A 12,444-nucleotide genomic window follows, 5' to 3' on the forward strand; every position below is an offset into this window, starting at 1 on the left:
TGCGGATGCTGACGCCCGTTTCAGCCGCAAGGATGGCGCCGCTCACTGGACGGCGATAGCGCCGCAGTGTCTGAAGCAGTGCCAACAGGCGTTCCGAGCGCGCCATTGCATCAACCTATCGCTTCCATTCCACCCAGTCGCGCATCAGGCGGTGGGCAATGGCGCCCTTGGGTGGCGATGCCTGGCCATTGGCGCCGGGACGTTCCAGCATTTCGATCGTTTCTTCGCGCGTGAACCAGCGGCAGTCCTCGAGCTCCTGCTCATCGCGGTGGATGGTTCTGGACTTTGCCTCAGCAAAGCAGCCGATCATCAGCGAATGCGGCATGGGCCAGGGTTGCGACGCGTGATAGCGGACGCGGCCGACATGGATGCCGGACTCCTCCAGCGTTTCACGGCGGACCGCATTTTCGATTGTCTCGCCCGGCTCCACGAAGCCCGCGAGACAGGAATACATTCCCGGCGCAAAGTGCGGGCTGCGGCCAAGCAGGCAAAGGTCACGCTCCTCGTCGATGACAAGCATGATCGCGACCGGATCGGTGCGCGGAAAGATCATGTGCTCGCAGGCCGTGCACACGCGCTTGTAGCCGCCGATACGCATTTCCATCGCCGAGCCGCACCGGCCGCAGTAGCGGTTGTCGCAATTCCAGCGGATGAGGCTGGCGGCCTGCGCGAATTCGCCGAGCAGCACGTCATCGATGAGTTGGTCGCGATAAAGCGTCCGGCCGTCCGCAGGCTTGTAATGGCTTTTGAGATCCTCGGCCGGGGTACCGACGGGAACAGCAAGCCGCGGCTCGCCCGTCTTGCGGTAGCCGAGCAGGATCGTTTCGTCCCAATGCGGCTGCAGCTCTTGCAGCTCGTAGCGGGCGAAGAGCGGATCGAGCACCTGGCCGTCATGCTTCAGGACGAGCTTGTCCTTGGTGAAGGCGAAGATATGCGTGCCGTCTTTCGCCAGCGCCCTATCGACAGATTGCTCGTCGCGATGCTCGGAATCGCGGATCAGGTCGTTTGCGGCGAAAGCCGTCAAATTGCTGGGCTCCGGATGGGGCGCATCGGTATCGAAAAGTGAATGACTCATGATGAAAGGGCTTCCCGCAATGTCGCTATGAATTCATCCCGCTTGCTGTCGTCATAGGCTTCGGCTTTGCCGAAACCCCAGACCGGGCCTGGCCAGTTGGCGTCGCCTTCGAAGCGGGCGATGACATGAACATGAAGCTGACGGACGATATTGCCAAGCGCCCCGACGTTGATTTTTGTGGCACCGGTAACGTTCTTCAGTGCATTCGCCACCAGCTCGATCTCGAATGTCAGCAGCACCTGGTCGAGCGGCGTCAGTTCGAAGATTTCCGTGATGCCGGCGCGGCGGGGTACGAGGATCAGCCACGGCCAGCGGGCGTCCTTCGACAATCTCAGGTCGCACAGGCCTGTCGGCATGATACTTGTGCTGTCATTCTCGAGCCGCGGGTCAAGCACGAAATCAGTCAAAGGGCATTCCTCCATACTTTTCCTATGATTAGCAGTTTTTTTTTAGCTTGGCTTGCTTTTGATGGCGATATTGCCGATATGTGCATCCGGGAGGTTGGTGGTGGACGAGCCACTCGCCAACCGGGTCAGGTCCGGAAGGAAGCAGCCCTAACGAGCCAGGCACGGGTCATCGTGCCAGCCTCCCACCTTCTCTCTTCCACAATGCCCGGCGTTCCGGGCGGCAAGCAGGGCGATGAGCGACACCGAGCGACAGTCACAAGATGCCGCCTCGACGGGCACCGGATACCGGGTGCTGGCACGCAAATACCGCCCAAAGGATTTCACGGACCTCATGGTCGGCCAGGAGCCGATGGTCCGCACGCTCACCAACGCTTTCGAGACCGGCCGTATCGCGCAGGCCTATATGCTGACCGGCGTTCGCGGCGTCGGCAAGACGACGACGGCCCGTATTCTCGCGCGGGCGCTGAACTACAAGACGCCCGCGATCGACAAGCCGACGATCGACCTTCGCGTGCCGGGCGACCATTGCCAGGCGATCATGGAAGGCCGCCATGTCGACGTGATCGAGATGGACGCTGCCTCGCACACCGGCATCGACGATATCCGCGAAATCATCGAGCAGGTGCGCTACCGTCCGGTTTCGGCGCGCTACAAAGTTTATATCATCGACGAAGTGCACATGCTTTCGACACAGGCCTTCAACGGCCTGCTGAAGACGCTCGAGGAGCCGCCGGAGCATGTGAAGTTCATCTTCGCGACCACAGAAATCCGTAAAGTTCCGATCACCGTCCTTTCGCGCTGCCAGCGTTTCGATCTCCGCCGCATCAGCGCGTCTGATCTCGTCGGACTGTTCACGACAATTGCAGCGAAGGAAGGTATCGACGCCGAGCCGGATGCGCTGGCAATGATCGCACGCGCCGCCGAGGGTTCGGCACGCGACGGCCTTTCGCTGCTCGACCAGGCGATCGCCCATGGGAGCGGCGCGGTCCAGGCGGAGGCCGTGCGCGGCATGCTGGGCCTTGCCGACCGTGCGCGGATCGTCGATCTCTTTCAGCATGTCATCAAGGGCGACGTCGCAGCGGCGCTCGCCGAGTTCGAGGCGCAATATCAGGCAGGTGCAAATCCCGTCGTCGTCCTGACTGACCTTGCCGATTTCACCCACCTTGTCACCCGGCTCAAATACGTGCCGGACGCCGCAAACGATCCTTCGCTCAGTGAAGTCGAGCGCACCAAGGCTGCCGAGTTCGCGCAAGGCGTTGCGGTGACGACGCTGTCGCGCATCTGGCAGATGCTCTTGAAGGGGATTCCGGAAACGGAAAGCTCCTCGCGCACGGCCGGCGCCGCGGAAATGGTGTTGATCCGGCTGGCGCATGCCGCGCATCTGCCGGCCCCGGAAGATGCGGCCCGCAGGCTCGCCGAACTTTCCGACAACAGCAGCGGCGGCTCGCGTCCTTCGCCGGTGCTGTCTGGAAACGGTGGTGGCGGAACCCACGTACCCTATCAGTCATCTGTCACCGCGCGCGCGCCGGAGAACACGCCGCGTCCGCAGCCGTCCGGGCCGACGGCGACGCTGCGTGCCGTACCCAATCCCGATCCGCAGCCGCTGCAGGCAGGCCGGATCGAGATGAAACCGGCGGAAGCACCAAAGCCGCTCATTCCGGTCGATTCCATCGCCGATATCGTCAATCTCGCCGCCGAAAAGCGCGACGTGAAATTGAAGGCGCTGGTGCGCAATTTCGTGCGGCCGGTAAAGATCGAGGCGGGCCGGCTTGACGTGAACCTCACCGAGGGTGCGCCGCCAACGCTGCTCAATGAACTCGCTGTTAAGCTGAAGGAGTGGACCGGTATCCACTGGATCGTCAGCACCAGCCGCGAGGCCGGAGAGCCGACGATGGTGGAGGCCGAAGCCAAGGCCAAGGAACAGCAGGTTAGCGATGCGCGCCAGGATCCCGACGTCGCGGCGATCCTCGCCCAGTTCCCGGGCGCCAAGATCATCGACGTGCGGGTGAGGGCGCCGACGCCGGAGGAGGAAGCTGAGGAGGCCAAGCCGCCTGCGGTCGCCGAATCCGAAGAAGGCGACATCCTGCCCGGCGACGACATAGAATTCTAGTTTCGAGAAGGAGAAGACGATGCGCGACATCATGGGCATGATGGGCAAAGTCAAGGAAATGCAGGCCAAGATGGAGCAGATGCAGGCGGAGATCGCCGAGCTCCAGGCCGAAGGCAAGGCGGGCGGCGGTCTCGTGACCCTCGTGATGAGCGGTAAAGGCGAGCTGAAGAGCCTGAAGATCGACCCGTCGCTGTTCAAGGAGGACGACGTCGAGATCCTCGAAGATCTGATTGTTGCCGCTCACAAGGATGCCAAGGACAAGGCGGAGGCCGCCGCTGCCGAAAAGACCAAGGCGCTGACCGCCGGCCTGCCGATCCCGCCCGGCTTCAAGATGCCGTTCTAAGTTTTCAGATCAAGTTCACGGGGGAGAGAGCGGCGATGACGCTGACCAGTCTGCTTGTGTTTGCCGGCGCTCTCTTGATGGCCGCCGGTTCGCCCGGGCCGAGCATTGCGGCGCTTGTCGCACGCGTGCTGTCGAAGGGCGCTCGCGATGTCCTGCCTTTTCTCGCCGCCATGTGGATCGGCGAGGCGATCTGGCTGACCTGCGCGGTCGCGGGCCTTGCCGCGATTGCCGAGACCTTCCACTGGGCGTTCGTCGCGATCAAATGGCTCGGCGTCTGCTACCTGCTCTATCTCGCCTGGAAGATGTGGTTTGCCTCGCCGGATAAGAGCGAGGAGACGCTGCCGGAAGCGCAATCCGCGGCAAAGCTCTTCTTTGCGGGCATGACGGTGACGCTCGGCAATCCGAAGATAATGGTGTTCTACGTGGCTCTGCTGCCCTCGATCATCGACATTCATTCGGTGACGATCGTCGGCTGGGCTGAGCTCGTCACGACCATGTTTGTCGTGCTGATCCTGATCGATGTCACATGGGCACTCGCTGCTGCAAAAGCGCGTGGCTTCCTGAAAAGCCGCCGTGCGGTTCGGATCGCCAACCGGGCGAGCGCCGGAACCATGGCGGGCGCCGCCGTCGCAATCGCGTTGCGCTGACCCTAGCCCTGCGCCTCAAGCTGCGCCCTCAGTTTGAAGTGGACGGGTGCTGCGAGATAGCGGGCCTTGTCCTCAGATGAGAGGCGGCGGCCAAAGGTTGCGATCAGTTCCGGCATTGTTATCTTGGGTCCATCGAAAGGCACGTATTCGACAGCCGTGCCGGCCTCGGCCACCCCATTCTTGATCACGCGGCAGTACATTCCGGGGCGAGCAGCCTCAGTGTAGCGCCTCACGAATTGCCGGTCGCCCATCTTGGCGGCGAATGTGGAGCAGGGGATCCGTGCGGAGGTGACCTCAAGCACGAGATTGCCCGCTATGAACCGATCACCGACGGAGACGTCACGGTTGTCGAGGCCATCGATGACAAGGTTTTCGCCAAACGTTCCGGGGAAGATCGCGCGCCCGAGTTCTTCCGCCCACCAGTCCAGCGTCAGCGCGCCTTCCAGATAGACGGCCTGATCGGCGCCGCCGTGATGCTTGCGGTTGCAGACGGCGTCGCCGACAAGCCCGTCGCCGCCGATGATTACGGCACCGTTGACGGCGTGTTTGTAGATGCCCGTCTTGTATGTCTTGCCGGGCAGCCGTTCGGGACTGCCGGTGCAGACGGCACGTATTTTCATGAGCGACCGATCCTTCCGCGTTGCCGTTTTGGCAGCATATGGGCTAAGAACGGCACATGGCAAAGCGAGTCACAGGCCCCGAAATCGAAAAACTCATCCAACTTCTGGCGAAGGTGCCGGGTCTTGGGCCGCGCTCGGCACGGCGCGCGGCACTGCACCTGATCAAGAAGAAGGACCAGTTGCTCGGACCGCTGTCGAATGCGATGGGCGAGGCTTACGACAAGGTGAAGGTTTGCTCGCGCTGCGGCAATGTCGATACCCTCGATCCTTGCTCTGTGTGCACCGACGAGCGCCGCGACCACTCCGTTATCATCGTGGTCGAGGACGTTTCCGATCTCTGGGCGCTGGAGCGCGCCGGCGCGATGAATGCGGCCTATCACGTTCTCGGCGGCACGCTTTCACCGCTCGACGGCGTCGGGCCGGATGATCTCAACATTCGCGGGCTGATCGACCGCATCGGCGAGGGCGGCATTCGCGAACTCATCATCGCCGTCAACGCGACCGTCGAGGGCCAAACCACAGCCCACTATATAACGGATCAGCTGGCCGGGTTGGACGTGAAGATCACCCGGCTGGCGCATGGCGTTCCGGTCGGCGGCGAACTCGACTACCTCGACGAGGGAACGCTGGCGGCGGCGCTTCGAGCGCGAACGGTCATCTAGGGGGAGAAGAGATTGAAGACGATTGCGCGCCTTTCGATCCTGACCGCGGCGCTCGTGGCAGCGGTTCATTTGCCCGCCCTTGCCGCTCCCTCCAAGGCGGCTGTCGAAGCGCAATTCGAAAATTGGGTGCAGACCGAACTGCGCCGGGAAGCCGAAAAGAATGGCATCTCGGCGAAGACGTTCCAGTCGGCCTTTGCAGGCATCGAGCTCAACTGGGACCTTCCGGATCTGGCGCCTCCTGGCTTCCCGCCGCCAAAGGCGCAAAAGCAGACGCAAGCCGAGTTTTCCTCACCCGCGCCTTATTTCAACGAAGAGCGGCTGAAAAGGCTTGCGGCGACCGGACGCGGCTTTGCCTCGCAATATGGCTCGACGCTGAAGCGCATCGAAAGGACCTATGGCGTGCCGGGTTCGATCGTGCTGGCCATCTGGGGCCGCGAGACGGGGTTTGGCGCGGCAAAGATTCCGAATTCAGCGATCGGGGTGCTGGCGACCAAAGCCTTCATGTCGACGCGCAAGGATATGTTCCGCACAGAGCTGATCGCCGCACTTCATATTCTCGATGGCGGCGATGTGACCCCTGCCGACTTCAAGAGCTCCTGGGCGGGAGCGCTTGGCCAGCCGCAGTTCATGCCGAGCAGCTATCTCAAATATGCCGTCGATTTCGATGGCGACGGGCACCGCAACATCTGGACGTCCGTGCCGGACACGCTGGCATCAATAGCCAACTATCTTGTTAAAAAAGGCTGGCAGCGCAATCGCGATTGGGGCTTTGAGGTGACGATCCCCGCGCGGGTCTCCTGTGCGCAGGAAGGCCCGGATCTCGCAAAGCCTCTGTCGCATTGGGCTTCGCTCGGGATCGATCGCATTTCCGGCAAGGGCTTCCCGTCTGCCGAGATGAAAGCGGAAGGCATGATGCTGGTGCCGGCCGGCCGCGATGGGCCGGAATTCATCGTCACGCCGAACTTTTACATCATAAAGGAATACAACAACTCCGATCTCTATGCTCTCTATATCGGCAACCTCGCCGACCGGATCGCCGATGGCTCCGGAGCCTTTCAGGGAGCGTGGGGCGATGTCGGCAAGATGCTGCGCTCCGATGTTGCGGCCATGCAGAAGGCACTGGAGAAGAAGGGCTACGATGTCGGCGGCTCCGACGGCCTTCCCGGCTACAAGACGCGCCGCTCCATCGGCCAGTGGCAGGCAAAGAACGGTGAAAATCCCACCTGCTATCCCGAAGCCTCGATGATCGGAAAGCTGAGGTAGGGCCTAGAGGTTGCGCTTGAGGCCCTCGTGGCTCGCAACGAAGCCCAGCTTCTCGTAGAAGCGGATCGCATCGTCCCTGGCCTTGTCCGAGGTCAGCTGCACCAATCCGCAACCGCGTTCCTCACAGCGCGCGACCGCCCATTCGATGAAGCGCGTGCCAAGCCCGCTGCCGCGTTCCGATTGCGCGATGCGCACGCTTTCGATCTGCCCGCGCCACATGCCTGTGCGTGAAAGTCCGGGAATGAAGGTCAGCTGCAGGCAGCCAACCGGCTTGTCCTCGCCGTTTACGGCGACGCCTAGCAACTGGTTCGGATCGGCCTCGATAGCATCGAATGCCGCAAGATATCTGGCATCCGGCGGATCGGAGGCAATCTCTCGGCTTTGCCCGAGCTCATCATCGGTGAGCAGGCCGATGATTGCCGTGAGATCGGAACGGCGGGCGCGGCGAAAGGAATGCATGTCTTGCCTTAGTGGTGGAGATCGATGGGTGCCTTGTGAAAGACGTCGTCGGATGGCGGGATGGTCTGCCGTTCGATCATCCGGTGAACATGCGGCGCTTCGGTGCCGCGGTGAAGGGCGCGCAGGCGATCGAAGTTCTCCGCATCGGCCTGGGTGCGGCGCTGATTGTGGCGGATGTACTCGACCCAGGTCGGCGTGTGGTAGGTCTCGGTCCAGATGCCGGGATTCTCGAGGTCGCGCATCAGCGCCCAGTTGCGTGCTCCGTCGCGGATGCGGATGCGCCGCCGCTCTCCCATCAGCTTCAGGAATTCCGGCAGGTCGTCATCGCCGATCTGATAATCGATCTGAACGACGATCGGCCCGCTGCGGGGCGTGATGTCGAGACCGAGTGCGGGCTCGATGAAGCGGTTGAGGGGATCGAGATTGAGCGAGGCAAAGGCCGGCATCGAGAAGCGAAGGCCGATGACGATGCCGATCAGCATGACCGCGGCGGAGCTGTAGAGCGCATACGAGACGCCGAAGCGATCGGCAAGCAGGCCCCAGAGCCAGCTGCCCCCGGCAATGCCGCCGAAAGTGACCGTCTGATAGAGCGAGAGCGCGCGTCCGACCACCCAGCGCGGCGTCGAAAGCTGGACGATCGTATTGAACAGGGAAAGCGCCAGCACCCAGCATGCGCCGGCAATGAGCAGACCGACCGAGGTGAGGATCGCAAAGGGGCTCGAGCCGGCGATCACCATGCTGATCGCAAAGCCGGTAAAGGAGTAGCGGATAATACTTTCGCTGCTCAGTATCTCACGCAGCCGGGCATTGAGGGCGCCGCCACCGATTGCGCCAATGCCGAAGGAACCGAGCATGAGGCCATAGGTCAGCGGTCCGCCGGAGACAAGGTCGATCGCAACGATCGGCAGGAGGGCGAGCACCGAGCTTGCGCCGATGCCGAAGGTCATGCTGCGGAGCAGGACCTTCTCAAGGTTTGGCGACATCGAGACGTATCGAAGGCCGGCGGCGATCGCGCCTCCAAGATTTTCCCTCGGCAGCGAGGAAACAGGCAGCGCCGGCTTCCAGCGGAGCAGCGCGTAGATCATTGCCAGGTAACTGACCGTGTTGACAGCAAAGGCGCCGGCGGCACCTGCGGTGGCGACGATGAGGCCGCCGATCGCGGGACCGACACTGCGGGTCAGGTTGAACCCCATGCTGTTCAGTGTCACCGCGTTTGGCAGGTCCTCCCGCGGAACCATGTCGCCGACGGAGGCCTGCCAGGAGGGATTGTTGAGTGCCGTGCCGCAACCAATCAGGAAGGTGAAGAGCAGGAGCAGCCAGGGCGTGATCCAGCCGAGCAGGGCGCAGGCGGTGAGTGCGGCCGAGACGATGAGCATCAGAAACTGGGCGGTGAGCATCACTTGCCGCCGGTCGAAATTGTCGGCAAGCGCACCGGAAATGAGCGAAATCAGCATTATCGGCAGCGCCGTCGATGTCTGGACCAGTGCCACCATGTCCTCCGAAGCGGCAAGCGTCGTCATCATCCAGGCGGCTCCGACCACCTGGATCAGCCCCCCGAAATTCGAGGCGATGCTTGCAACCCAGATCGTGCGATAGGTCTCGTGCCTCAGTGGTGCCAGCGTTGGTGAATTGGACAGCACGATTCCTCCGCCTTGTTTTGTTCTCCCTCGGCTCCAATATATAACGAAGCCTTATGCTGGCTAGGCGCGATTGCCTGCCCCCGGCGCATTTCAGCCGAGAGCTTGCAATTTCGAAAAAACAGGCCTATATGCAGCGCAAATTCTTGATCGTACGATGAAGAGTGGGCCGCAAGGACCCGCTCTTTTTTATTAGCGCGATCATGCAAAATGCTTGAAATTTGCAAGGAGCGCACCGCTTGTCGGATCAGACAAACGCAGAAAACGAACTTGAGCCGCGGCTGATTACCGAGACCGGGCTCGACCAGCGCCTTGCCGACATCATCGAACCCGTGCTCGTCGGCATGGGCTTCCGTCTGACCCGCGTGCGCATGCTCAACCAGAATGGCGCGACGCTGCAGATCATGGCTGAGCGCAACGACGGCACGATGACTGTTGAAGACTGCGAAGAGGTCTCGACGGCCATTTCTCCGGTTCTTGATGTGGAAGATCCGATCGATCGGGAGTATCATCTGGAGGTGTCTTCGCCGGGTATCGACCGTCCGCTGGTGCGGAAGTCGGATTTTACCCGTTGGCAAGGGCACATTGTGAAGTGCGAAACGTCGATCATGATCGGCAACCGAAAGCGCTTCCGCGGAAAGATCATCGAAGTGGACGCGGATGGTTTCACGCTCGAGCGTGACCAGGTCGCCTATGGCGAAGAGCAGAAGGTCACCATTCCGTTCACCGCGCTCAGCGATGCGAAGCTCATTCTGACCGACGATCTGATCCGCGACGCGCTGCGCGCCGACAAGGCCGCGAAGGCGCAGGCCGCAAATCAGAACGATGCGGAAGACGAAGAATAACCGATCAACTACGGCTCCAGGGGCGGGAACCCGGTAAGCCAGGACGGAGAGATAAGACAATGGCAGTCAGTGCGAACCGGCTTGAACTTCTGCAGATCGCGGATGCAGTGGCGCGCGAAAAGGTCATCGACCGCGAAATCGTGCTTGCCGCAATGGCGGATGCGATCCAGAAAGCGGCACGCTCCCGTTATGGCACTGAATCGAACATCCGCGCCGATATCAATCCGAAGACCGGCGAAATCCGCCTGCAGCGCTTGCTCGAAGTCGTCGAGAAGGCCGAGGACTACTCGACGCAGATCCCGCTGGAACTCGCCCGCGACCGTAATCCCGACGCCGCCCTCGGCGACTTTATCGCCGATCCGCTGCCGCCGATGGATTTCGGCCGTATCGCGGCGCAGTCGGCCAAGCAGGTCATCGTCCAGAAGGTGCGCGAAGCCGAGCGTGACCGTCAGTTCGACGAATTCAAGGATCGTGTCGGCGAGATCGTCAACGGCACCGTCAAGCGTGTTGAATACGGCAATGTCATCGTCGATCTTGGCCGTGGCGAAGGCATCATCCGCCGCGACGAAATGATCCCGCGCGAAAACGTCCGTTATGGCGATCGCGTGCGCGCATACGTCTATGACGTTCGTCGCGAGCAGCGCGGCCCACAGATTTTCCTGTCGCGCACGCATCCGCAGTTCATGGTGAAGCTCTTCACCATGGAAGTGCCGGAAATTTACGACGGCATCATTCAGGTCCGCTCCGTTGCCCGCGACCCGGGCTCGCGCGCCAAGATCGCCGTCATCTCGAACGATAGTTCGATCGATCCGGTCGGCGCCTGCGTTGGTATGCGCGGTTCGCGCGTCCAGGCCGTCGTTGGCGAGCTCCAGGGCGAAAAGATCGACATCATTCCGTGGTCGCAGGATCCTGCGACCTTTGTCGTCAATGCCCTGCAGCCGGCGGAAGTCGCCAAGGTCGTTCTCGATGAAGACGCGGAGCGCATCGAAGTCGTGGTTCCGGACGAGCAGCTTTCGCTCGCGATCGGCCGCCGCGGCCAGAACGTCCGCCTCGCGTCGCAGCTGACCGGCTGGGACATCGACATCATGACCGAAGCCGAAGAGTCCGAGCGCCGTCAGAAGGAATTCAACGAGCGCACCAACCTCTTCATGGACTCGCTCGACGTTGACGAGATGGTCGGCCAGGTCCTGGCCTCGGAAGGCTTTGCTGCCGTTGAAGAGCTCGCTTATGTCGATCTCGATGAAATTTCATCGATCGACGGCTTTGACGAGGAGACGGCGCAGGAAATCCAGCAGCGCGCCCGCGAATATCTCGAAAAGCTCGAAGCAGAGATGGACGAGAAGCGCAAGGCGCTCGGCGTCTCCGACGAATTGCGCCAGATCGACGGCATGACCGGTCAGATGCTGGTCGCCCTCGGCGAAGACGGCATCAAGACGATGGAAGATTTCGCAGGCTGTGCCGCAGACGATCTCGTCGGCTGGACCGAACGCAAGAACGGCGAGACCAAGAAATTCGAGGGCCTCTTCTCGAAGTTCGACGTTTCGCGCGTCGAGGCCGAGCAGATGATCGTTCAGGCGCGGCTTGCTGCCGGCTGGATCACCGAGGAAGATCTTGCGAAGGATGTCGAAGCCGTTGAGGCCGATGCAGCCGAGCAGGAAGCGTAATGACCGCGCAGCCGGACACTTCTCCTGAGGATGATGATCTTGCAGGTTATGACGTGAACGGCCGCATGTGCATCGTGACGCGCGAAAGCGGATCGCCGGATGAGTTGATCCGCTTTGTTGCAGCTCCCGATGGGACAGTGATCGCCGACCTGAAGCGCCAGCTTCCGGGACGCGGTTGCTGGGTCAAGCTCGATCGCGCGTTGGTCGACAAGGCCGTGGCGAAGAAATCCTTCGCCCGCGCCCTGAAAGCCGATGTGAAGGCAGCGGGTGATCTTGGTGAAACCGTTGACCATCTGCTCGCGCAGCAACTGATGCAGATGATGAACATGGCGCGCAAAGCGGGCCAGTTCGTCAGCGGCTCTTCGAAAGTGGATGCCGCGGTCCGCAGCGGAGCGGCGCTGGCAGTATTCCATTCGACGGATGCTGCGGACGATGGTGTGAGAAAAATCGACCAGGCTCGCAAGGCCTGGCACCTCGGAATGGAAACCGAGGAGGAAATACCTTCCTTCCGTCTCTTCTCGGAGAGCGAAATGGAAGGCGTGATGGGCCAGAATGCTTTTATCCATGCCGCAGCGCTTGCAGGGCAGGCAGGTGAGGGTGTAGTGAAGCGCGCAAAGATGCTCGAAAGGTACCGCAGCGGCGGTCAGTCCCGGGCACCAGGCGGCGCTGGCCGGCAAAAACAATGATGCGGCGACCGGCACCGGCCGGCCCA

13 protein-coding genes, 1 other RNA gene and 1 pseudogene are annotated in these 12,444 nt (G+C 61.7%); 9 read left to right on the top strand and 6 right to left on the bottom strand.

Features of this window, described 5'->3' with window-relative positions:
• The 3 genes and pseudogenes from ACPYOI_RS10545 to ACPYOI_RS10555 form a co-directional block, all read right to left on the bottom strand.
• Window positions 1–106, bottom strand: a pseudogene (locus ACPYOI_RS10545) (transcriptional regulator); the annotation flags it as partial.
• Between the two features lie 9 nt (window positions 107–115).
• Entirely contained in the window at window positions 116–1,075 is a 960-nt protein-coding gene (nudC, locus tag ACPYOI_RS10550) for an NAD(+) diphosphatase (RefSeq protein WP_481415649.1), read from the bottom strand.
• Entirely contained in the window at window positions 1,072–1,482 is a 411-nt protein-coding gene (locus ACPYOI_RS10555) for an HIT domain-containing protein (protein WP_481415650.1), read from the bottom strand. Before ACPYOI_RS10555 ends, nudC begins: the two co-directional genes overlap by 4 nt.
• 89 nt (window positions 1,483–1,571) lie before the next feature.
• On the opposite strand from ACPYOI_RS10555, the gene ffs reads away from it, so the two are divergent.
• From ffs to ACPYOI_RS10575, 4 genes are all read left to right on the top strand, one after another.
• Window positions 1,572–1,668: signal recognition particle sRNA small type (ffs, locus tag ACPYOI_RS10560), an RNA gene on the top strand.
• Window positions 1,669–1,714: 46 nt separating this feature from the next.
• Window positions 1,715–3,592, top strand: coding sequence for a DNA polymerase III subunit gamma/tau (locus ACPYOI_RS10565; RefSeq protein WP_481422860.1), 1,878 nt, complete (start codon window positions 1,715–1,717; stop codon window positions 3,590–3,592).
• A gap of 19 nt (window positions 3,593–3,611) precedes the next feature.
• Window positions 3,612–3,935 carry a YbaB/EbfC family nucleoid-associated protein gene (locus ACPYOI_RS10570; protein WP_168827850.1) on the top strand — a complete coding sequence of 108 codons (324 nt, stop codon included), beginning with the start codon at window positions 3,612–3,614 and terminating at the stop codon, window positions 3,933–3,935.
• A gap of 35 nt (window positions 3,936–3,970) precedes the next feature.
• Entirely contained in the window at window positions 3,971–4,582 is a 612-nt protein-coding gene (locus ACPYOI_RS10575; protein WP_481415652.1) for a LysE family translocator, read from the top strand.
• 2 nt (window positions 4,583–4,584) lie between these two features.
• Here the strand turns inward: ACPYOI_RS10575 and ACPYOI_RS10580 are convergent, their stop codons facing one another.
• Window positions 4,585–5,202 carry an MOSC domain-containing protein gene (locus ACPYOI_RS10580; protein WP_481415653.1) on the bottom strand — a complete coding sequence of 206 codons (618 nt, stop codon included), beginning with the start codon at window positions 5,200–5,202 and terminating at the stop codon, window positions 4,585–4,587.
• Window positions 5,203–5,258: 56 nt separating this feature from the next.
• Here ACPYOI_RS10580 and recR point away from each other — a divergent pair, with 56 nt between their 5' ends.
• Window positions 5,259–5,864, top strand: coding sequence for a recombination mediator RecR (gene recR, locus ACPYOI_RS10585; RefSeq protein WP_168827853.1), 606 nt, complete (start codon window positions 5,259–5,261; stop codon window positions 5,862–5,864).
• A 12-nt stretch (window positions 5,865–5,876) separates the two neighbouring features.
• A complete protein-coding gene (locus tag ACPYOI_RS10590) occupies window positions 5,877–7,127 on the top strand; it encodes a lytic murein transglycosylase (protein ID WP_481415654.1) in 1,251 nt (416 codons plus the stop codon).
• A 3-nt stretch (window positions 7,128–7,130) separates the two neighbouring features.
• Here the strand turns inward: ACPYOI_RS10590 and ACPYOI_RS10595 are convergent, their stop codons facing one another.
• Together ACPYOI_RS10595 and ACPYOI_RS10600 are read right to left on the bottom strand one after the other, a co-directional pair.
• Window positions 7,131–7,586, bottom strand: a complete 456-nt coding sequence (locus tag ACPYOI_RS10595; protein WP_481415655.1) for a GNAT family N-acetyltransferase — start codon at window positions 7,584–7,586, stop codon at window positions 7,131–7,133.
• Between the two features lie 8 nt (window positions 7,587–7,594).
• Window positions 7,595–9,226, bottom strand: coding sequence for an MFS transporter (locus ACPYOI_RS10600; protein ID WP_481415656.1), 1,632 nt, complete (start codon window positions 9,224–9,226; stop codon window positions 7,595–7,597).
• Window positions 9,227–9,462: 236 nt separating this feature from the next.
• Here ACPYOI_RS10600 and rimP point away from each other — a divergent pair, with 236 nt between their 5' ends.
• The 3 genes from rimP to ACPYOI_RS10615 are packed head-to-tail and all read left to right on the top strand — an operon-like array spanning window position 9,463 to window position 12,418.
• On the top strand, window positions 9,463–10,068 hold the full coding sequence (rimP, locus tag ACPYOI_RS10605) for a ribosome maturation factor RimP (RefSeq protein WP_481415657.1): 606 nt from the start codon (window positions 9,463–9,465) through the stop codon (window positions 10,066–10,068).
• Between the two features lie 59 nt (window positions 10,069–10,127).
• The gene (gene nusA / locus ACPYOI_RS10610; RefSeq protein ID WP_168827857.1) at window positions 10,128–11,732 is read left to right on the top strand and encodes a transcription termination factor NusA; all 1,605 of its coding nucleotides are present in this window, start codon (window positions 10,128–10,130) and stop codon (window positions 11,730–11,732) included.
• The gene (locus tag ACPYOI_RS10615) at window positions 11,732–12,418 is read left to right on the top strand and encodes an RNA-binding protein (RefSeq protein WP_168827858.1); all 687 of its coding nucleotides are present in this window, start codon (window positions 11,732–11,734) and stop codon (window positions 12,416–12,418) included. The genes nusA and ACPYOI_RS10615 overlap by 1 nt, the downstream gene beginning before the upstream one ends.
• Window positions 12,419–12,444: the final 26 nt, after the last annotated feature.

Source organism: Rhizobium sp. SVR5-2C, assembly GCF_056755115.1.